The organism is Pseudomonas synxantha, assembly GCF_900105675.1.
GTDB lineage: Bacteria > Pseudomonadota > Gammaproteobacteria > Pseudomonadales > Pseudomonadaceae > Aquipseudomonas > Aquipseudomonas synxantha.
The window spans coordinates 5,248,832-5,268,677 of record NZ_LT629786.1 but is presented as its reverse complement, the minus strand read 5'-3'; the positions used below and the strand labels follow the sequence as shown (position 1 = coordinate 5,268,677).

At 61.8% G+C, this 19,846-nt stretch carries 18 protein-coding genes; 14 read left to right on the top strand and 4 right to left on the bottom strand.

Annotation, left to right across the window (positions count from 1 at the left end):
- The first annotated feature begins 7 nt into the window (after positions 1-7).
- Positions 8-673: a TetR/AcrR family transcriptional regulator gene (locus BLU48_RS24340; protein WP_057012831.1), complete on the top strand. Its 666-nt coding sequence runs from the start codon at positions 8-10 to the stop codon at positions 671-673.
- Positions 674-814: 141 nt separating this feature from the next.
- Here BLU48_RS24340 and BLU48_RS24335 read toward each other — a convergent pair whose 3' ends face one another.
- Both BLU48_RS24335 and aroQ read right to left on the bottom strand, forming a co-directional pair.
- A complete protein-coding gene (locus tag BLU48_RS24335; RefSeq protein ID WP_057024493.1) occupies positions 815-1,663 on the bottom strand; it encodes a shikimate dehydrogenase in 849 nt (282 codons plus the stop codon).
- Complete coding sequence (gene aroQ / locus BLU48_RS24330; RefSeq protein WP_043048490.1) at positions 1,663-2,109, bottom strand: type II 3-dehydroquinate dehydratase; 447 nt, start codon at positions 2,107-2,109, stop codon at positions 1,663-1,665. Before aroQ ends, BLU48_RS24335 begins: the two co-directional genes overlap by 1 nt.
- A 207-nt stretch (positions 2,110-2,316) precedes the next feature.
- Between aroQ and BLU48_RS24325 the strand changes: the two genes are divergently transcribed.
- From BLU48_RS24325 to BLU48_RS24285, 9 genes are all read left to right on the top strand, one after another.
- Positions 2,317-2,838 carry an RNA polymerase sigma factor gene (locus BLU48_RS24325; RefSeq protein ID WP_057024494.1) on the top strand — a complete coding sequence of 174 codons (522 nt, stop codon included), beginning with the start codon at positions 2,317-2,319 and terminating at the stop codon, positions 2,836-2,838.
- 63 nt (positions 2,839-2,901) lie between these two features.
- A complete protein-coding gene (locus BLU48_RS24320; RefSeq protein ID WP_057024495.1) occupies positions 2,902-3,900 on the top strand; it encodes a FecR family protein in 999 nt (332 codons plus the stop codon).
- A gap of 197 nt (positions 3,901-4,097) precedes the next feature.
- Positions 4,098-6,755: a TonB-dependent receptor gene (locus BLU48_RS24315; protein WP_057024496.1), complete on the top strand. Its 2,658-nt coding sequence runs from the start codon at positions 4,098-4,100 to the stop codon at positions 6,753-6,755.
- An 81-nt stretch (positions 6,756-6,836) separates the two neighbouring features.
- The gene (locus BLU48_RS24310; RefSeq protein ID WP_043048484.1) at positions 6,837-7,457 is read left to right on the top strand and encodes a heme acquisition protein HasA; all 621 of its coding nucleotides are present in this window, start codon (positions 6,837-6,839) and stop codon (positions 7,455-7,457) included.
- A 119-nt stretch (positions 7,458-7,576) separates the two neighbouring features.
- Positions 7,577-9,325: a type I secretion system permease/ATPase gene (locus BLU48_RS24305; protein WP_057024497.1), complete on the top strand. Its 1,749-nt coding sequence runs from the start codon at positions 7,577-7,579 to the stop codon at positions 9,323-9,325.
- Positions 9,322-10,647: an HlyD family type I secretion periplasmic adaptor subunit gene (locus BLU48_RS24300; RefSeq protein WP_057024498.1), complete on the top strand. Its 1,326-nt coding sequence runs from the start codon at positions 9,322-9,324 to the stop codon at positions 10,645-10,647. The genes BLU48_RS24305 and BLU48_RS24300 overlap by 4 nt, the downstream gene beginning before the upstream one ends.
- Positions 10,644-11,972: a TolC family outer membrane protein gene (locus BLU48_RS24295; RefSeq protein WP_057024499.1), complete on the top strand. Its 1,329-nt coding sequence runs from the start codon at positions 10,644-10,646 to the stop codon at positions 11,970-11,972. Before BLU48_RS24300 ends, BLU48_RS24295 begins: the two co-directional genes overlap by 4 nt.
- A 135-nt stretch (positions 11,973-12,107) precedes the next feature.
- On the top strand, positions 12,108-12,536 hold the full coding sequence (locus BLU48_RS24290) for a DUF4160 domain-containing protein (protein ID WP_057024500.1): 429 nt from the start codon (positions 12,108-12,110) through the stop codon (positions 12,534-12,536).
- A complete protein-coding gene (locus BLU48_RS24285) occupies positions 12,533-12,988 on the top strand; it encodes a DUF2442 domain-containing protein (protein WP_057024501.1) in 456 nt (151 codons plus the stop codon). Before BLU48_RS24290 ends, BLU48_RS24285 begins: the two co-directional genes overlap by 4 nt.
- A gap of 60 nt (positions 12,989-13,048) precedes the next feature.
- Here BLU48_RS24285 and trmA read toward each other — a convergent pair whose 3' ends face one another.
- Together trmA and BLU48_RS24275 are read right to left on the bottom strand one after the other, a co-directional pair.
- The gene (trmA, locus tag BLU48_RS24280; protein WP_057024502.1) at positions 13,049-14,128 is read right to left on the bottom strand and encodes a tRNA (uridine(54)-C5)-methyltransferase TrmA; all 1,080 of its coding nucleotides are present in this window, start codon (positions 14,126-14,128) and stop codon (positions 13,049-13,051) included.
- Complete coding sequence (locus BLU48_RS24275; RefSeq protein WP_034117796.1) at positions 14,125-15,420, bottom strand: NCS2 family permease; 1,296 nt, start codon at positions 15,418-15,420, stop codon at positions 14,125-14,127. The genes trmA and BLU48_RS24275 overlap by 4 nt, the downstream gene beginning before the upstream one ends.
- A 188-nt stretch (positions 15,421-15,608) precedes the next feature.
- On the opposite strand from BLU48_RS24275, the gene BLU48_RS24270 reads away from it, so the two are divergent.
- The 4 genes from BLU48_RS24270 to BLU48_RS24255 all read left to right on the top strand — a co-directional run bounded on the left by BLU48_RS24270 (position 15,609) and on the right by BLU48_RS24255 (position 19,843).
- Positions 15,609-16,055 carry a DUF4879 domain-containing protein gene (locus BLU48_RS24270; RefSeq protein ID WP_057024549.1) on the top strand — a complete coding sequence of 149 codons (447 nt, stop codon included), beginning with the start codon at positions 15,609-15,611 and terminating at the stop codon, positions 16,053-16,055.
- Between the two features lie 97 nt (positions 16,056-16,152).
- Positions 16,153-16,677 (top strand): (2Fe-2S)-binding protein, encoded by a 525-nt coding sequence (locus tag BLU48_RS24265; RefSeq protein WP_043048475.1) that lies wholly within the window; start codon positions 16,153-16,155, stop codon positions 16,675-16,677.
- The gene (locus BLU48_RS24260; RefSeq protein WP_057024503.1) at positions 16,674-17,663 is read left to right on the top strand and encodes an FAD binding domain-containing protein; all 990 of its coding nucleotides are present in this window, start codon (positions 16,674-16,676) and stop codon (positions 17,661-17,663) included. Before BLU48_RS24265 ends, BLU48_RS24260 begins: the two co-directional genes overlap by 4 nt.
- Positions 17,660-19,843 (top strand): xanthine dehydrogenase family protein molybdopterin-binding subunit, encoded by a 2,184-nt coding sequence (locus tag BLU48_RS24255; protein ID WP_057024504.1) that lies wholly within the window; start codon positions 17,660-17,662, stop codon positions 19,841-19,843. Before BLU48_RS24260 ends, BLU48_RS24255 begins: the two co-directional genes overlap by 4 nt.
- Positions 19,844-19,846 lie beyond the last annotated feature (3 nt).

Sequence of the window (19,846 nt, the reverse complement as noted above, 5' to 3'; positions counted from 1 at the left end):
GCGCCCCATGACCTCGAGTCCCGATCTTCCCGCGGTGTCAGACGCACCGCGTAAGAGTCGTAAGAACAACCCGGAAAAGACCCGCGAGAATATTCTCCAGGAAGCTATTGTCGAGTTTGTTCAGCAGGGCCTGGCCGGTGCCCGCGTGGATGCCATCGCCGAGCGCATCCACACCTCCAAGCGCATGATCTATTACTACTTCGGCAGCAAGGAGCAGTTGTACGTCGAGGTGCTGGAGAAGCTCTACGGCGATATTCGCAACACCGAGACCCGCATGAACCTCACCGCCCTGGAACCGCGTGAAGCGATTCGCCGGCTGGTGGAGTTCACGTTTGATCACCACGACCAGAACGTGGATTTCGTACGCATCGTCAGCATTGAAAATATCCACAACGCCGAGTACGTCAAACGCACCGACACCATCAAGGCGATGAACAGCAAGATCCTTGAGGGGCTGGGTGAGACCTTGCGCCGTGGCGCCGAATTGGGGTTGTTTCGTGAAGGGCTCGAGCCGTTGGACGTGCACCTGCTGATCAACTCGTTCAGCTTTTACCGGGTATCCAACCGGCATACCTTCAGTGAGATCTTCCAGATAGAGCTGTCGGACGAGGCGATCAAGCAGCGGCATCGGGAGATGATTTGCGAGTCGGTGTTGCGCTACCTGCAGGCCTGAGTTCAGCGCAGGGCCAATGTGGGAGGGGGCTTGCTCCCGATAGCGGTCTGTCAGCCAAGCATGTGCTGACTGATACACCGCAATCGGGAGCAAGTCGAATCGTCGCACCGCCCCTCCCACATTTGAACTCTGTTTCGGCAGTCAGCCATTCATGCTCTGGAAGTGCGCCAGCATTCGATCGGCGTCCGGCACTTGGCCGCAGAACAACTCAAACGCCTTCACCGCCTGAAACACCGCCATATTGCCGCCATCCAGGGTACGGCAGCCCAAGGCGCGGGCATCGCGCAGCAGCTCGGTTTCCAGTGGGAAATATACGATCTCAGCCACCCACAGTTCTGTGCGCAACAACGCAGCTGGCACCGGTGTGCCGGGCAGCTTGGTCATGCCCATCGGCGTGGTATTCACTAACCCATCGGCCTCGGCCATCGCATTTTCCAGATGAGTGCCGACCTGGGCGCGACCGGGCCCGAAACGCTGCGCAAGGTTATCGACAAGGTCGCGGGCACGGGAGGCGTCCACATCGAAAATGCTCAAGTGCTCAACACCTTCTGCCAGCAGCGCATGGCTCACCGCCGCCCCTGCGCCGCCGGCACCCATCTGCACGACGTGCCGGCGGGCGACGTCATGCAAGTTGCGGCGAAACCCTTCAGCGAACCCCAGGCAGTCGGTGTTATGGCCGATCCGCTTACCGTTCTTGAACACCACCGTGTTGACTGCACCAATGCCTCTGGCTTCGTCGGATAAGTCATCGAGCAACGGCAGGATCGCCTGCTTGCACGGGTAAGTAATGTTCAACCCGTTGAAGTGCATCAACTCGGCGGCCCGCAGCAGATCGGGCAGGGCGTTGAGGTCCTGGTGCAGCGGCTCAAGATCAATCAGTCGATACAGATAGCGCAAGCCCTGCGCGTCGCCTTCCTCTTCATGCAGCGCCGGGGTGCGGGAGGCCTGGATACCGGCGCCGATCAGGCCGGCGAGAATGCGTGATTTCATCAAGCGCGTCCCTTCAGCGTATGGCTGAAATGCTCCAGGGCCAGGTGGTAGCCGTGGCTGCCAAACCCGGCCAGCACCGCCTGGGCGATAGGGGATACAAACGAGTGATGACGAAAAGCCTCGCGGGCATGCACGTTGGATAAATGCACTTCGATCACTGGCACTTCACTGGCCACCAGTGCATCGCGGATCGCGACCGAGGTGTGGGTCCAGGCTGCCGGGTTGATCACGATACCAGCGCAGCGGGCGCGGGCGCCGTGGATCCAGTCGAGCAGTTCGCCCTCATGGTTGGTCTGACGAAACTCGATTTTCAGCCCGAGCTTGTCTGCGCTGCGACCACACAGGGCGGCGATGTCGGCCAGGGTTTCGTGGCCATAAGTAGCGGGCTCGCGGGTGCCAAGCAGATTGAGGTTAGGGCCGTTGAGCACCAGCACGATGGGCGGCATAGAGGGTTCTCCACAGTTTCTTATTGGTTGTGGAGACAAAATGTACTGGATGGTTAATTTGGTCAATTGTCGGCAGCGGTTCCGTTCGATTATCGAACCGTTAATCAATGCTACGGCACATGGCAATCAGATTAGATATCAATTGAAAATCATTCTCGACAACGCTTAAGATGCCCGCCTGTTTCCTTAACATTCCAGGGAGTCGGTTTGTCGGACGTGGATCTCAAGGGCTTGTTTCTCAAGCATGCCGATACGCTGCGCGGGTATCTGGCCCGCAAGGTACGGGACCCGCAATTGGCCGCCGACCTGGTGCAGGAGAGTTTCCTGCGCCTGGCGCAAAAGCCGGCCGGCGAGCGCATCGACAACTCCCAGGGCTATCTCTATCGAACGGCGAGCAATCTGCTGATCGACCATATTCGCCAGGAGGCACGGCGCAAGACTGACACCGTGCCCCACGAGGCGCTGGCCGAGATTGAAGATGACGTGGCCGGGTTGGAGGCTCAGGCAATGGCGCAGCAACAGCGACAGGCGTTGAAGCAGGCACTGGCAGAGTTGCCGGAGCGCACCCAGCAGATTTTCCGCTTGAACCGTATCGAAGGCATGACCCACGCCCAGGTCGCCCAGCACCTGGACATCAGCGACAGTTCCGTGCAAAAGCATCTGGCCAAGGCCCTGGCGTATGTGATGCAGCGCCTGCAGGAAGACGAGGTGAAGCCATCCGACGAATGAATTACCGAAAAATGCCAGGCCAGGCGTCACAGCGTCTATATAACGAAAATTCGAGATTCACACGTGAATAGCCAAGGTCCGCAACAGCACAGCATTACCGAGGAGGCGGCCGAGTGGGCGGTGCGCCTGCACGCCGGTGCCTTGAGCGAACAGGAACAGGCCGAGTTGCGCCAATGGATCGCCCGCGACAGTCGTCACGAAGCGGCCTTGCGCTTTGCCGAGCAGACCTGGGCGGCGCTGGGAGACGTGCACATAGGCGAGCCTGTGCATCGACCGCGCCCAGCCGCAGTGGCTACCCCCGTACGCCGTTCCAGGCGCCGAAGGCCGTGGCAGCGTGTGGCCGCCGCCGCGCTGGTCGCAGTGGTAGCGGGTGCCGGCTGGATGCGCGGGCCGGATGTATTGCTGCGCATGCAGGCCGACTACGTCACGGGCAAAGGTGAAGTGCGCACGGTGCACCTGGCCGACGGCAGTACCGTGGAGCTCGATTCCGCCAGTGCTATTCGCCTGGATTACGATGGGGTACAGCGGGGCATCAGCCTGCTTCAGGGCTCAGCGGTATTTGACGTGGCGCCAATGGCGGGCGAAGAGACCCGGCCCTTCGTGGTGCACAGCGCCGCGGGCCAGATCCGGGCATTGGGCACGCGGTTTGTGGTCGAGCGCGAGGGTGACAGTCAAGCCTGGGTCGGCGTGTTGCAGCACAGCGTCGAGGTGTCAGTGCAGGCTTCACCGGAAAATGGCACGGCCAAGCGTATCCTCGAGCAAGGCCAGGCTGCGCGTTACAACCCCCAGGACGGTGTGCTCAGCCTTGATCAGCTTGATGTTGATCGCGCCACCAGTTGGCGGCGCGGTATGTTGATCTTCGATCGGCAGCCGTTGGCCAAGGTTATCGAGCAACTCAACCGTTACCGCCCCGGGCGTGTGGTATTGACCAACCCGGCGTTGGGCGAGCGTGAAGTCAGCGGCGTATTCCGCCTCGACATGCTCGACACCGCCCTCGGCACCTTGACCCGGGAGCTCCAAGTGCAACGCTTGGACCTGGCCGGCCTCAGCCTGATCTACTGATCTTTCCCCTTTAAAACCGCTGCCCTTGTAGGGGCGAGCTTGCTCGCGAAAACCCGAGGGCAGCGCGTTTTCGTTGACGTTTTTCGCGAGCAAGCTCGCTCCTGCAAAAAAATATTACTGACTTCCCGCGCCTCGCACGTCTTGCTAGGTGAGAAGCATTCGCATAAACAAAAAAGCTCAGCGCAGGGATCACACACATGTCAGCACTCACCAAGGGGCGTATCACCGGCAGTCGGTTGGCCCTGGCCATTCACCTGGGGGTGTTGGCCGTCGCCGCGCCGGTCCATGCCGTGGAACCTGCGGCCGGTGCCGCCCAATCCGCGGTGCTGCGGTTCGATATCCCTGCGCAATCGCTCGGCAGTGCGGTGTTGGCTTTCGCCGACCAGGCCGGGCTGCAAGTGCTGTTCGACAGTCAACGCCTGCAAGGCCTGAGCAGCACCGCGCTCAAGGGTAGCTTTGGCGTGCAGGAAGGGCTTGGCCGCCTGCTGGGGGCCGCGCCGGTTGAATACCGCTTTACCGGGGAGCGCCAGGTCACCTTGAACCGGGTTGAGCAACAGGCCGGTGCCCTGGCCTTGGCGACCACTACAGTCACCGGCCTGCATAAGCAGGACTGGGTGTATTCAACCCCGCGCTCGGTGAGCGTGGTCGGTCGCGAACAGTTGGACCGCAACCCGCCTCGGCATGCCGCCGAGATGCTTGAAGAGGCGCCTGGGGTCTACTCCGCCGTCAGCCAGCAAGACCCAGGGCTGTCCGTGAATATCCGCGGTATCCAGGACTATGGCCGGGTCAATATGTCTGTCGATGGCATGCGCCAGAATTACCAGCAGAGCGGTCACCAGCAACGCAATGGCACGTTGTATGTCGACCCGCAATTGTTGTCCGAAGTCGTGATCGAAAAGGGCGCGACCTCCACCCAGGGCGGTGCGGGCGTGATTGGCGGGGTGGCCAACTTTCGTACGGTGGAGGCCGCTGACTTGCTCAAGGGCGGCAAGGAAATCGGCGGGCGCATTCGCCTCACCTCAGGGTTGGGCGGGCGCAGCAACGGTACCCATTTCATCGGCAGCTCGGCGTTTGCCGTGGGCACCGATGTGTGGGACATGCTGGTGGCCGCCAGTGAGCGTCACCTGGGCGATTACAACCCTGGCACCAAGGGCAGCATTGGCGAGTTGCGTACCGGCGCGGCGTTCATGCCGGCCAGTGAAGAGCGCATCAAGAACACCACCGTGGCCTATTCGGGTTCGGTGATGCGTTCGCGCCTGCTCAAGCTGGGGCTGAACCTGCCGTCTGAGCAGCGTTTGCAACTGAGTTACCTGGCCACCGACGTCGACTACGACGACGTCAACATGATGACCGCCGAAAAGGTGCAGTTATGGGAAAAGCTCGGCAGCAGCGACGTCAGGGCACAGAACGTTGCGCTGGATTACAGCTATGCGCCGGACAACCCGCTGATCGACTTCAAGGCCAAGCTCTACTACGTAGACACCCGCAATGAGCAATCCACCCTGGCCCGGGGTATCAACAAGGCTTACGACGTCACCTATCAAACCAATACCTACGGCTTGCAGGCGCAGAACATTTCGACCTTTGCCCTGACGGAACTGGCCGCACTCAAGGCCAACTATGGGCTGGAGTTTTTCTACGACAAGGTACGGCCGGATTCCAATCAGGCCGTGGAAGCTGGCTCTGCGGTGAAGGCCTCGGCAGCCGAAAGCATCACGCCCAAAGGTGATCGTGCGATGGGCAGTGTGTTCGGGCGCCTGGATTTCGACTACGACGGTTGGCTGAACCTCAACGCCGGCTTGCGTTATGACCGCTATCGGCTGCGCGGCGAAACCGGCTTGAACACCCGCACGTTCATCATCGGCACCACCCGCCAGATCGGCGTGCCGGTGAACTACGACGTGGATCGCGAGGAAGGTCGCTTCTCGCCGACCTTCGGCCTGTCGATCAAGCCAGGTGTCGATTGGCTGCAACTGTTCGCCACCTACGGCAAGGGCTGGCGCCCGCCGGCGGTGACCGAAACCATGGTCAGCGGCCGGCCCCATGGCGGTGGTTCGGAGTCGATTCTGCCCAACCCCTACCTCAAGCCGGAGCGATCCATCGCGTGGGAAGTGGGCTTCAATGTGCTCAGGGAAGACCTGCTGTTCGCCGAGGATCGCGTGGGCATGAAGGTGTCCTACTTCAACACCCGGGTCGATGATTTTTCCTATATGGCCCTGGGCGTACAGCCGCCCGGTTATGGCAACGTCAATATCGGCAGTGCAGCGTATGTGAACAACCTGGAGACCACACGTTTTCGTGGTCTCGAATACCAGCTCGATTACGACGCCGGGTTTGCCTACGGCCAGTTCAACTACACGCGCATGCTCGGCAGCAACAAATTCTGTAGCAAGACCGCCTGGCTCGGCGGCGTGACCAAGACCCAGAAACGCCCGGGCAACCGTGCGCCGGTGGACGCGATGGTGCCGGACGACGCGGCCAATGCCGGCGTGGGCTGCAGCGCGATCCTGGGCTCCTCCGAACACATGCCCATGGACCGCGGCACCGCGACCCTGGGCGCACGGTTCTTCGAACGCAAGCTGGATGTGGGCGTCCGCGCCCGCTACAGCGCCGGTTATTACGTCAAAGGCGGCGCCGGGGTGACCACTTCGCAAACCGGCGTCTACCCCGCCGACTGGAAGCCGTACACCGTCTACGACCTGTACGGCAGCTATCGCGCCACCGACCAGTTGACCCTGCGTCTGGCCATGGAAAACGTCACCGACCGCGCCTACCTGGTGCCGTTGGGCGATGTGCTGGCCTTCACCCTGGGGCGTGGGCGCACCTTGCAGGGCACCGTTGAATATCAGTTCTGACCGCTTTTGCCCAGTGACGGGCAAAACCACAGCAGGCACTGGCTTGCTGCGGAGTGACTACCCCATGACTTGGAGTTTTGCATGAGCATTTCTATTTCATACAGCACGACCTACGCCGCTAGCACCGTTGCCCAGTATCTGAGCGATTGGTCGGCCTACTTCGGTGATCTCAACCACCGTGAAGGTTCGGTCAAAGAGGGTGTGAACACCGGTGGTTTCAATCCTGGACCGTTCGATGGCACTCAATACGGCGTTTCGAGCAGTGTCAGTGATGCCGCCGTGGTCGCCGAAGGCAGCCTGCATTACACCTTGTTCAATCCGCCGACTCACACGCTGTGGGGTTCGCTCGACGCTCTGACCCTGGGCGACACCCTGGCCGGTGGCGCAAGCAGCGGTGGCTACAGCATCGCCAACCAGGAAGTCAGCTTCACCAACCTGGGCCTGTCGAGCCTGCAGTCCGAAGGCCGTGACGGCCAGGTGCACAAAATCGTGTACGGCCTGATGAGCGGTGACAGTTCGGCATTGGCTTCGGCCATCGATACCTTGCTCAAGGGCATCGACCCAAGCCTGTCGGTCAATTCCACCTTCGATCAACTGGCCGCGGCCGGTGTGGCACATCAGGACTCGGCTGCATTCGCCGCAGCCGATGTGGGTCTGGTCGGCATTCAGGACGCGCCTCAAGACTTCGCCATGGCCGCCTGATGCATAAAAGCCGGTGGAGGATCACGCCTTCATCGGCCTTGCGAATCCAGTGGGCACGCCGCAGGTGCTGTCAACGCACCGGGCGGGCCCTTGCTCGACTCTTCAATGGAACAACCACCATGACTCGGCCCGGTGCCAAGCGCACGAATGAGATGCTGGCTGCACTGACGGCCTATAAAAGTGCCTTCTTCAACATCGGCCTGTTCTCGGCGGTGATCAACCTGCTGATGCTGGCTCCGGCGCTGTATATGTTGCAGGTGTATGACCGGGTATTGGCCTCGGGCAACCAGATGACGCTGCTGATGCTGACGCTGATGATCCTCGGCCTGTTCGGCTTGATGGGGGCGCTGGAGTGGGTGCGCAGTCAGGTGGTGATTCGCCTCGGCACGCAGATGGACATGCGCTTGAACCAGCGTGTCTTCGACGCCGCCTATGAAGCGCAGCTCAAGGGCGGCACCCAGGCCGCGGGCCAGGCACTGCACGATCTGACCACCTTGCGCCAGTTCGCCACCGGCCAGGCGTTGTTCGCCTTTTTCGATGCGCCATGGTTTCCGGTGTACCTGTTGGTGATCTTCCTGTTCCACCCCTGGCTGGGCCTGCTGGCGCTGGGCGGTGCGCTGCTGTTGATTGCCCTGGCCTGGGCCAACCATCATGTCAGCCAGGCGCCGATGGCCCTGGCCAGCCAACTGTCGATCAGCGCCAGCCAGCAGGCCACGGCCAACCTGCGCAATGCCGACACCATCGAAGCCATGGGCATGCTCGCGACCTTGCGCGGGCGCTGGTTCAGCCAACACCAGGCATTTCTGGTGCAGCAGAACCTGGCCAGTGAAAAGACTGCCGTGGTTACCGCCTGGTCCAAGGGCGTACGCCTGGCCCTGCAATCCCTGGTACTGGGTTTGGGCGCCTGGTTGGCGGTCAACGGCGACATCACCCCGGGGATGATGATTGCCGGGTCGATCCTGATGGGCCGGGTGCTCAGCCCCATCGACCAGTTGATCGGCGTGTGGAAGCAGTGGAGTTCGGCGCGTCTGGCCTATGAGCGCTTGTCACTGATGCTCCAGGATAACCCGGCGCGCCCGGTACGCATGGCCCTGCCCGTGCCCAAGGGTCTGGTGAGCGTGGAGCAGATCAGCGCCTGTGCCCCTGGCAGTCGCCGGCCGGCGCTGGCCAACCTGGGTTTCAGCCTGCCAGCGGGTGACGTACTCGGTGTTATCGGGCCGTCGGGCTGCGGCAAATCGACACTGGCCCGGGTGCTGGTGGGTGCCTGGGCACCCCTGGCCGGCAAGGTGCGCCTCGATGGCGCCGACCTGGTTCTCTGGGATAAGCAGCAACTGGGTCCGCATATCGGTTACTTGCCCCAGGACATCCAGTTGTTCGCCGGCAGCATCGCGCAAAACATCGCGCGCTTTGAAACGGTGGAAGCCGACAAAGTCCTCGCTGCGGCGCAAATGGCTGGCGTGCATGAGCTGATCCTGCAACTGCCCCAAGGCTACGACACCCTGCTGGGCGAAGGCGGAGCGGGTTTGTCCGGTGGGCAAAAACAACGCGTCGCCCTGGCGCGTGCGCTGTACGGCCTGCCGGCGCTGATTGTGCTGGATGAGCCCAACGCCAATCTCGACGAAGTGGGCGAGCAGGCGCTGCTGCAAGCCATCGCCCAGCTCAAGCAACAGCGCCGCACCCTGATTCTGATCACCCACAAACCCAACGTGCTGAGCCTGACCGACCAGTTGCTGATCCTCAAGGACGGCCAGATGCAGGCGTTCGGCCCGACGGCGCGGGTGTTGGAGGCGCGGCAAAAACCTGTGGTCAGCAAGCCGGTGTCGAGCATGAGCATGAGCTACCGCTTCGGTGAAGGAAAACCCGCATGAGCCAGAGCAAAGCTGCATGGGTCAGTGAGCCGCCGCACAACGTGCTGGCGCTGGATGACAAAAAATATTCGCGCCTGGGTTGGTGGCTGGTGCTTGGAGGCTTTGCCGGCTTTCTTGGCTGGGCGGCGCTGGCACCGTTGGACAAGGGCGTGGCCGTGCCGGGCAAGGTCATGGTCTCGGGCCATCGCAAGACGGTGCAGCACCCGGCGGGCGGGATCGTCGAGCGTATCGAGGTGCGTGACGGTGACCGGGTCAGTGCCGGCCAGGTGTTGTTGCGCTTGAAGGAAACTCCGTTGCGCGGGCAGATGCAGTCGCTGCGCAGCCAATACCTCGCGTCCCTGGCCAGCGAAGCGCGCTTGAGTGCAGAAAGCGAAGGTTTGCCGGCGATCGAGTTTGCACCTGAGCTGCTGGCCGATCCTGAAGCCGCCTCCACCCTGAGTCTGCAACGCCGGCTGTTCGAAAGCCGTGCCCAGGCACTGGCCACCGAACAGGCGGGCCTGCGCGAAACCATCGCCGGCTTTGAGGCGCAAATGCGCGGTACGCGGGACTCCCAGGCGAGCAAAGTGCAACAGCGGGCGGCGTTGAATGAACAACTGCAGGGCCTGCGTGAGTTGGCGCGCGACGGCTACATCCCACGCAATCGCCTGCTTGACAGCGAGCGGTTGTACGCGCAAATCGATGGCGCTATCGCCGAGGATGCTGGACGCATCGGCCAGATGCAGCGCCAGGTGCTGGAATTGCGTTTGCGCATCCGCCAGCTCGGTGAAGACTTCCAGAAAGACTTGCGCGGCCAGTTGGCCGAGACCCGCACTCGCAGCGACGACCTGCGCAATCGCCTGGCCTCGGCTGAGTTTGAACTGGCCAACAGCCTGGTACGCGCACCGGCATCCGGCGTGGTGGTGGGGCTGGAGGTGTACACCGAGGGCGGCGTGATCAAGCCCGGCCAGGCCCTGATGGACATCGTGCCCCAGGGCGAGCCGCTGCTGGTGGAAGCACGGGTGCCGGTGCAGATGATCGACAAGGTGCACCCCGGGTTGCCGGTGGAATTGATGTTTTCGGCGTTCAACCAGTCCACTACGCCACGGGTGGCGGGTGAAGTCACGCTGGTGTCCGCCGACCGTCAGGTCGATGAGCGCACCGACGAGCCGTACTACACGTTGCGGGCCCAGGTCAGTGCGGCCGGCATGCAGCAACTGGACGGCGTGCAGATCCGCCCGGGCATGCCGGTGGAAGCCTTCGTCAAGACGGGCGAGCGCTCGATGCTCAACTACCTGTTCAAGCCCTTGCTGGACCGCACCCATATGGCCCTGGTGGAAGAATGAAGGCGTTGCTGTTCACCCTCTGTTTCAGCTGTACATCGGCCGCGCAGGCCTTGGGTTTGTTGGACGTTTATGACTTGGCCCTGCGCAATGATCCAACTTTTCAGGCCGCGATCCAGGAGCGTGAAGCCGGTGAAGAAAACCGCGTGATCGGGCGGGCGGCCCTGCTGCCGAACCTGTCTTGGAATTACAACAATTCGCGCAATGAATCGGAAGTGACCCAGAGCACCGCGCTCGGCAATGTCACCAGCGCCCGTAACTATCGCAGCTACGCCTCGACCCTGACCTTGCAGCAACCGCTGCTGGATTACGAAGCCTACGCACGCTTTCGCCAAGGCACGGCCCAGGCGCTGATGGCTGATGAGCGCTTTCGCGGCAAGAGCCAGGAACTGGCGGTGCGGGTGCTGGGCGCCTACAGCCAGGCGTTGCTGGCCCAGGAGCGCATCGAGTTGAGCCGAGCGCAGAAACGCGCCTATGCCGAACGTCTGCAACTCAATGATCGCCTGCTCAAAGGCGGTGAAGGCACGCGCACCGATGTGCTCGAAACCCAGGCGCGCCTGAGCCTGGCCCAGGCCGAGGAAATCGAGTCCCTGGATGCCCAGGACAGCGCCTTGCGCGAGCTGGAGGCCATTGTCGGCCAGCCGCTGCAGATCGAAGCGCTGGCGCCCCTGGCCCGCCAATTCGATATTGCACCGCTGGAACCGAATCGCTTCGAAACCTGGCGTGAACTGGCCATGGCCAACAACCCTGAACTCAAGTCCCAGCACCACGCACTGGACGTGGCTTCTTATGAAGTGGAACGCAAGCGCGCCGGGCACTTGCCTAAGGTCAGCCTGTACGCCAGCAGCCGCCAGACCAGCTCCGACTCAGAAAGCAGCTACAACCAGAAGTACGACACCAACAGCGTCGGCATCCAGGTCAGCCTACCGCTGTTTGCGGGCGGCTCGGTCTCGGCTTCCACGCGCCAGGCGGCCAACCAGCTGTCCCAGGCCCAATACGAGCTCGACGCGCAAACCGCCGCCACGCTGGTGGAATTGCGCAAGCAATTCAACCTCAATACCAGCGGCGAGGCGAAGGTGCGGGCCTATGAAATGGCGGTGAGTTCCGCGACAGCGCTGGTGACCGCCACGAAGAAAAGCGTCAGTGGCGGCGAACGGGTCAACCTCGACGTGCTTGATGCCGAACAACAACTCTTCACCGCCCGCCGCGACCTGGCCAATGCGCGGCATGCCTACCTGCTGGCGCGCATTCAGTTGAAGTATTACGCGGGGTTGCTGAGCGAGCAGGATTTGCGAGCGCTGGCCGGGTATTTCCAGCCGTCGGCATGAGTGGTTACAACCCGGCATTCGCCGGGTTTTTTGTGGTTACTAATCTTTGAAACAGCTTCGGGAATAGGGAGCCGGTTGTCGGGTGGCAGAGGGAAATTGTTACCTGGCGGAAAATAACCTAACGGATGGGTTACGATGAGAGTAGGTGCCTACAAAGGCTACGTGATTTCGGTGTTTGTCAGGGATGAGCATTGTCCACCCCATGTACATGTCAGGGGCAAGGAGTGGGATGCGCGGTTTCGTTTCAGTTTTTTGGATGGAGACGTTGAGTTGTGGGATGTAGAGCCTGAACGGAGGCGGCCACCCATAGCGGTTCTGAATGACATACGCGGGGCGATCATGCAGCGGCACTACCTGGCGCGGGCACGCAGGATCTGGTGGGAAAAACTGCAAACGGTTTGCCTGGAGAATCATTCCTGGAATTGGGACGCAGGTGAATTGGTTCCAGGGTTGGTCATTCGACCGGGTGTCTACGTCATCGCAAGCGCACGGCACGACGTTGTCGAGCAACGGACAATTTTGAATCTGGTAAGAGCGCCAGATTGCGTGGGGATTAATTTATGAAGATCGTAAAAGCTAAGGTCAAACCTTATGTACCTCTCACTGAAGCTGACGTTGATAAGGCAATCGCCCGAGGGCGCAGGTTGAAACGCCTGTACGCCAACGCCAGCAACGTACGTTATGAAAACGACTGTCTCTCCATTGGCTTCAGCGACGGCAGCCGCATCATGTTGCCGGTGGCTGGCCTGCCGGAGTTCGAAGGCTTTTCAGAGAAAGATTTCCAGCAGTTGGAGGTGACTTTCGGTGGCAAAGCGATCAGCTGTGAGGCTCAGGACCTGGATGTTTCGATCACCGGCCTGATCGCCACAAGCCAACCGCTGATGGAACTGGCAACCAGCCTGGTGGCATCGCGCAATGGTCGCAAAAGCAGCGCGGCCAAATCCGCCGCCGCCCGCGCCAATGGCAAGAAGGGCGGGCGGCCGCGCAAGCAAACACCGGATACCTCAGACACATGAATAACCCATGTGGGAGGGAGCAAGCCCCCTCCCACAGTTGGATCTCAGTGTCTTGAGCAATTATCGGCGGGTCAGCAACACACCCGACTCCATATGGTGCGTCCACGGGAACTGGTCAAACATCGCACATTGGGTAATCCGGTGCGTGTCGTGCAGTTGCGCGATGTTCGCCGCCAACGTCTCCGGGTTGCATGAGATGTACAGGATGTTGTCGAAGCGCCGGGTCAGTTCGCAGGTGTCCGGGTCCATGCCGGCGCGGGGCGGGTCGACGAAGACGCTACCGAACTCATAGCTTTTCAGGTCGATGCCGTGCAGGCGGCGGAACGGACGCACTTCATTCAGGGCTTGGGTGAGTTCCTCGGCGGAGAGGCGCACCAGCGTGACATTCCCTACCGCGTTTTCATCAAGGTTGCTCAAGGCTGCATTCACCGAGGTCTTGCTGATCTCGGTGGCCAGCACGTTACGCACGCGGGTGGCCAACGGCAGGGTGAAGTTGCCGTTGCCGCAATACAGCTCCAGCAGATCGTCCGGGCGATCGCCCAGGGCTTCATAGGCCCAGTTGAGCATCTTCTGGTTCACCGTGCCGTTGGGCTGGGTGAAGGCGCCTTCGGGTTGGCGGTAGCTGAAGGTGCGGCCACCGACATCGAGTTTTTCCACCACGTAGTCCTGGCCGATCACATCGCGCTTGCCCTTGGAGCGGCCGATGATGCTCACGTTCAGCTCCGCCGCCAGCTTGTTCGCGGCGGTGTGCCAATGTTCGTCCAGGGGGCGGTGATAACACAGGGTGATCATCGCGTCGCCGGCCAGGGTGGTAAGGAACTCCACCTGGAACAGCTTGTGGCTCAGGGCAGCGCTGGCTTGCCAGGCAGCCTTGAGTTGCGGCATCAGTTGGTTGATACGCTGGCTGGCGATAGGAAACGCTTCGATCAGGATCGGCGTGCGCTTGTCGTCCTGGGAAAACATCGCGTAGTGGCGCTCGCCTCCTTCGCGCCACAGGCGGAACTCCGCGCGCAGGCGGAAGTTCTGCAAGGGCGAGTCGAAAACCTGAGGCTCCGGCGCGTCGAAGGGTGCCAGCAGGTCACGCAGGCGCGTGACCTTGTCTTGCAGTTGAACGGTGTAGGTTGCGGCGTCAAAAATCATGCGTTGAACCAGCCCAGCTTGATCACAAACAGAATCGACAGGATCACCAGTGCCGGATTCAGCTCACGGTAGCGGCCCGAAAGCAGCTTGATGGCGGTCCAGGCGATGAAACCGAAGGCGATGCCGTTGGCGATGGAGTAAGTGAAGGGCATCGCCAGGGCTGTGATCACCACCGGCGCTGCAACAGTAATGTCATCCCAGTCGATTTCGGCCAGGCCAGAGGTCATCAATACTGCAACGAACAGCAGCGCTGGCGCGGTGGCGAAGGCCGGTACGCTGGCCGCCAGAGGTGAGAAGAACAGCGCCAGCAGGAACAGGATCGCAACCACGATGGCGGTCAAGCCGGTGCGACCACCAGCGCTCACGCCCGCAGCGGATTCGATATAGCTGGTGGTGGTCGAGGTGCCGAGCAAGGAGCCGGCCATGGCGGCGGTGCTGTCGGCGATCAGCGCACGGCCCATTTTCGGCATATGGCCGTCCTTGCCCATCAGGCCGGCCCGCTTGGCGACGCCGATAAGGGTGCCGGAGTTATCGAACAGGTCGACGAACAGGAAGGCGAAGATCACGCTGACCAGGCCGATATCCAGGGCGCCCTTGATATCCAGCTGCAGGAAGGTCGGGGCCAGGGACGGTGGCATCGAAGTTACGCCGCCGAACGGGGTGACGCCCAACAGGATCGAGACAATCGTCACCGCCAGGATGCCGATCAACACGGCGCCACGTACCGCAAGGGCTTCCAGCGCGACGATCAGCACGAAACCGAGGGTGGCGAGGATCGGCGCGGGTTGCTTCAGGTCGCCCAGGCCCACCAGGGTGGCCGGGTTGGCGACTACGATACCGGCGTTGTGCAGGGCGATCAGCGCCAGGAACAGGCCAATACCGGCGGCAATTGCCGAACGCAGGGGCAGGGGGATGCTGTTGATGATCCACTCGCGGATACGGAAGATCGACAGCAGGAAGAACAGCACCGCCGAAATGAATACCGCACCCAACGCCACCTGCCAGGTATGGCCCATGTGCAGGACTACGGTGTAGGTAAAGAAGGCGTTGAGGCCCATGCCCGGTGCGAGGGCAATCGGGTAGTTGGCGATCAGGCCCATCACGGTGGAGCCGATGGCGGCGGCCAGGCAGGTGGCGACAAACACCGCGCCCTTGTCCATGCCGGTCTCGCCGAGGATGCTCGGGTTCACGAACAGGATGTAGGCCATGGCCAGGAACGTAGTGATACCCGCGAGAATCTCGGTGCGCACATTGGTGTTGTGTGCTTTGAGTTGAAACAGCTTTTCCAGCATGCCGGCTCCCTGTGACGCTATCTTGCGTCGTTATTTGTTGACCTCTAAGTCAAAGCACAAACTGCGCCAAGCGCCTGTGGTTTCAGAGAGGATCGGAAAAAGCGGCGCATCATACCAGCAGCCGAGGCTGTGTGGCGCATGGCCTTGAGGCATACTGCGCCGACGTTCAATACCGGGTCATTGCCAGCATGAAAAAAGCCAACGCGTGGAGTCTAGCTCTGATCGCCAGTATCAGCCTGTGGCTGGGTGCAGCACCGGCGTGGGGCGCGGCTGCACCGGCCTTGAGCGAGGTGCGGGTGTTCAAGGTGGAATCGGCCAAGTGCAGCGAAGCGATCCCGGAACGGGTCAACACCACCCAGATGTGCGAGCACCGCGGGCCCACCAAGGTCTCGGTGATGGAAGTCGGCCTGGGCAACAGCCCGATAGGGCGCTTCAACGGCGCAGAGTTGAACGGGCAACGCACGGCGGTATGCCAGGTCGGCAACATCAGTGAGGCGTGCAACGGCGTGGGCACGTTGATGGGCTACATCTATGTATTCGACCTGAACGTGCAGGCCCAGGGCTGGTTCGAGTTCACCAACACCTCGATCAACCCGCCGCAAAACACCTTGAAAGCCCAGCTCAATATCCGCTGATCAATCATCTTGAACGCTCAAAACCCCGGGAAGTCGTACCCCTAAGACGGCGACTTTCCTGAACGCCGCGGATGTACACCAACCCGTGAGGTGTTTTATGAGCGCGACCCCTAATGGCGCGGCGGCCCAACCGTTCGTCGCCCACTCGATTCGATTGACCCTCAATGGCCAGGATCGCCAATTGGACGTGCTGCCCTGGACCACCTTGCTGGACCTGTTGCGCGAACAACTGGACCTGGTCGGCAGCAAAAAGGGCTGCGACCACGGCCAATGTGGCGCCTGCACGGTATTGCGTGATGGCAAGCGCGTGAACGCCTGCCTGACCCTCGCCGTGATGTGCGATGGCGCCGAGCTGACCACCATCGAAGGCTTGGCCGAAGGCGACCAGCTGCACCCCATGCAGCAAGCCTTTATCAAGCACGATGCCTTCCAGTGCGGCTATTGCACCCCCGGCCAGATCTGTTCCGCCGTGGGCCTGGCCAATGAAGGCCGCGCACACGACAGTGCCCAGATCCAGGAGCTGATGAGCGGCAACCTGTGCCGTTGCGGCGCCTACACCAATATCCGTGATGCCATCGAAGAGGCGCTGCCAGCGTGCCGCACCACGGGAGGTGAGCAATGAACCCTTTCCAGTACAGCAAACCTGCAGATGTGCACGAAGCCGTGCAGTTGAGCAGTGCGGTATCGCGCTTCATTGCCGGCGGCACCAACCTGTTGGACTTGATGAAAGAAAACATCAGCCGCCCCGAGCACCTGATCGATATCACTGGCCTGCCACTGCATGGGATTGAAGAAACTGCCGAGGGCGGTGTGCGTATCGGCGCGCTGGTGAGCAATGCCGACCTGGCCTGGCATCCGCTGATCGAACAGCGCTACCCGTTGCTGTCCCAGGCGATCCTGGCCGGAGCTTCGCCGCAGCTGCGCAACATGGCCAGTACCGGCGGCAACCTGTTGCAGCGCACCCGTTGCTACTACTTCTATGACGCGACGGTGCCGTGCAACAAGCGCGAGCCCGGCAGCGGCTGCCCGGCACGCAGCGGTTTGAATCGCATCCATGCGATCCTCGGCGCCAGCGAGCACTGCGTGGCCACCCATCCTTCGGACATGTGCGTGGCGCTGGCGGCGCTGGAGGCGCGGGTACATGTCGAGGGGCGCGGCGGTGCGCGAGTCATCGAGTTTGCCGACTTCCACCGCCTGCCCGGTGATGCGCCGCAGCGCGATAACCAGTTGGCCGACGACGAATTGATCACCGCCATCGAGTTGCCCGCCGACCATCTGGCCCGGCACAGCCATTACCTGAAAATCCGCGACCGGGCGTCCTACGCCTTTGCCTTGGTGTCCGTCGCCGCAGCCCTTGAGCTTGATGGCGAGACGATCATCGATGCGCGCCTGGCGCTGGGCGGCGTGGCGCACAAACCCTGGCGTGACCGTGCGGTAGAAGCTTCATTGATCGGCCAGGTCGTCAGCCGCGAAACCTTCAGCAACGCCGCCGACGCCCTATTGCAAGATGCCGAGGCGCTGGAACACAACGGCTTCAAGATCAAGCTGGCGCGTCGCGCAATCATTCGTGCCCTGAGCGATGCAGCGGTCGCAGGAGAACAGCCATGAGTGCCATCGGTAAACCCCTGGACCGTGTCGACGGCCTGCTTAAAGTCACCGGACAAGCGCGTTATGCCGGTGAGTTTCCTGAAGATGGCCTGCTGCATGGCAGCGTAGTCTCCAGCACGATCGCCAAGGGCCGGGTCGTCAGCATTGATACTGCCAAGGCCCTGGCGTTGCCGGGCGTGGTGGCGGTGATCCATCACCTCAATCGACCGAAGATCGCCAGCTACGACGATGCCTTCGCCGACGCCGATGCCGCTGATGGCTCGCCGTTTCGCCCGCTCTACAACGATCGTGTGCTCTACAGCGGCCAACCCCTGGCCCTGGTGATCGCCGATAACCTGGAGCTGGCGCGGCATGCCGGCTCACTGGTGCAGATCGAATACGAACGCGATAGCTTCGAGACGGATTTGCTCACCCAACAGGAGCAGGCCCACCCTTCGCCACAGACGCCGCCCAAGCCACGCGGCAACTTCCAGGCCGAATGGGCGGGCGCCGCGGTCAGCCTCGATTTGCATTACAGCACCCCCATCGAGCACCACAACCCGATGGAGCCCCACGCCAGCACTGTGCTGTATCAGCCGGACGGCACTTTGCATATCCACGACAAGACCCAGGGCCCGCAGAACTGCCAGGCCTATGTGCAAAAAGTCTTTGGCCTGGATAAAACCCAGGTGCGCATTTTCGCTGCGTTCGTCGGCGGCGCCTTTGGTTCAGGCCTGCGCCCGCAATACCAATTGCCACTGGCCGTCATGGCATCCCTGGCGCTCAAGCGTTCAGTGCGCGTCACCCTGACCCGCCAGCAAATGTTCACTTTCGGTTATCGCCCGCGCACCTTGCAGCGTTTGCAAATGGGTGCCGCTGCCAACGGCCGATTGCTGGCTCTGGGCCATACCGCAATTGGCCAGACGTCGCGCTTCGAGGATTTCAGCGAGCACGTAGTGGAGTGGAGCGGCATGCTCTATCACTGCGACAACGTGCAACTGACCTACAAGTTGGCACCGCTGGATGTGTTCACGCCCTTGGACATGCGCGCACCCGGCGCCGCCTTGGGCGTGATCGGCCTGGAATGCGCCATGGATGAACTGGCCTGCGCCCTGGCTATCGATCCGGTGCAACTGCGCCTGATCAACTACGCCGAGCGCAACCAGAACGAAGACAAGCCCTGGTCAAGCAAGGCTCTGCGCGAGTGTTACAGCGAGGGCGCCGATCGCTTCGGCTGGAGCCAGCGCAACCCGGAACCGCGTAGCATGCGCGACGGCCGCCAGTTGATCGGCTGGGGCATGGCCGGCGGCGTGTGGGAAGCCATGCAGATGAAGGCCAGCGCCAAGGCGCGCATCGACGCCGATGGCAAGCTCACGGTCAGCAGCGCTACCACGGATATTGGCACGGGCACCTACACAGTGATGACCCAGATCGCGGCACAGGCCAGTGGCGTGGCGCTGGCCGATATCAATTTCCTGTTGGGTGATTCCTCCCTACCCACGGCGCCGCTGCAGGGCGGTTCGTTTACCGTGTCCTCCGTCGGCACCGCTGTGCAGCAAGCGTGCGAAGCACTGAACGCCAAATTGCTGAAAATCGCCCGGCAGACTTATCCGGTGTTCAAGGATGCCGAATCCGTAAGGTTCGAGGACGGCAAGCTGCATGCCGGTGACGTGAGTGTAGCGTTGGCCCAGCTCGTCAAGGACAGTGGTGAGGACGTCCTGGAGGTGCAGGTCGACAGTGAGCCCGACAAGAAGCGCGAGGGTTATGCCACCGCCACCCACTCTGCGGTATTCGTCGAGGTGCGGGTGGATGAGGACCTGGGCACTATCAAGGTCAGCCGTGTCGTCAGCGCGATTGCCGCCGGGCGCGTGGTCAACCCGAAGATGGCCCGCAGCCAGATACTCGGCGGCGTGGTATGGGGCATCGGCATGGCCCTGCATGAAGAGACCCAGGTCGATCACCAACTGGGGCGCTACATGAACCACAGCCTGGCCGAGTATCACATCCCGGTGAATGCCGATATCGGCGAGATTGACGTGGTGTTTGTCGAAGAGCACGACGAGATCGTCAATGCCCTGGGGTCCAAGGGGGTGGGAGAGATCGGGATCGTCGGGGTGGCGGCGGCGGTGGCGAATGCGATTTACCACGCCACCGGCAAGCGAGTACGGGAGTTTCCGATCACCCTGGACAAGGTGCTTTAAAAA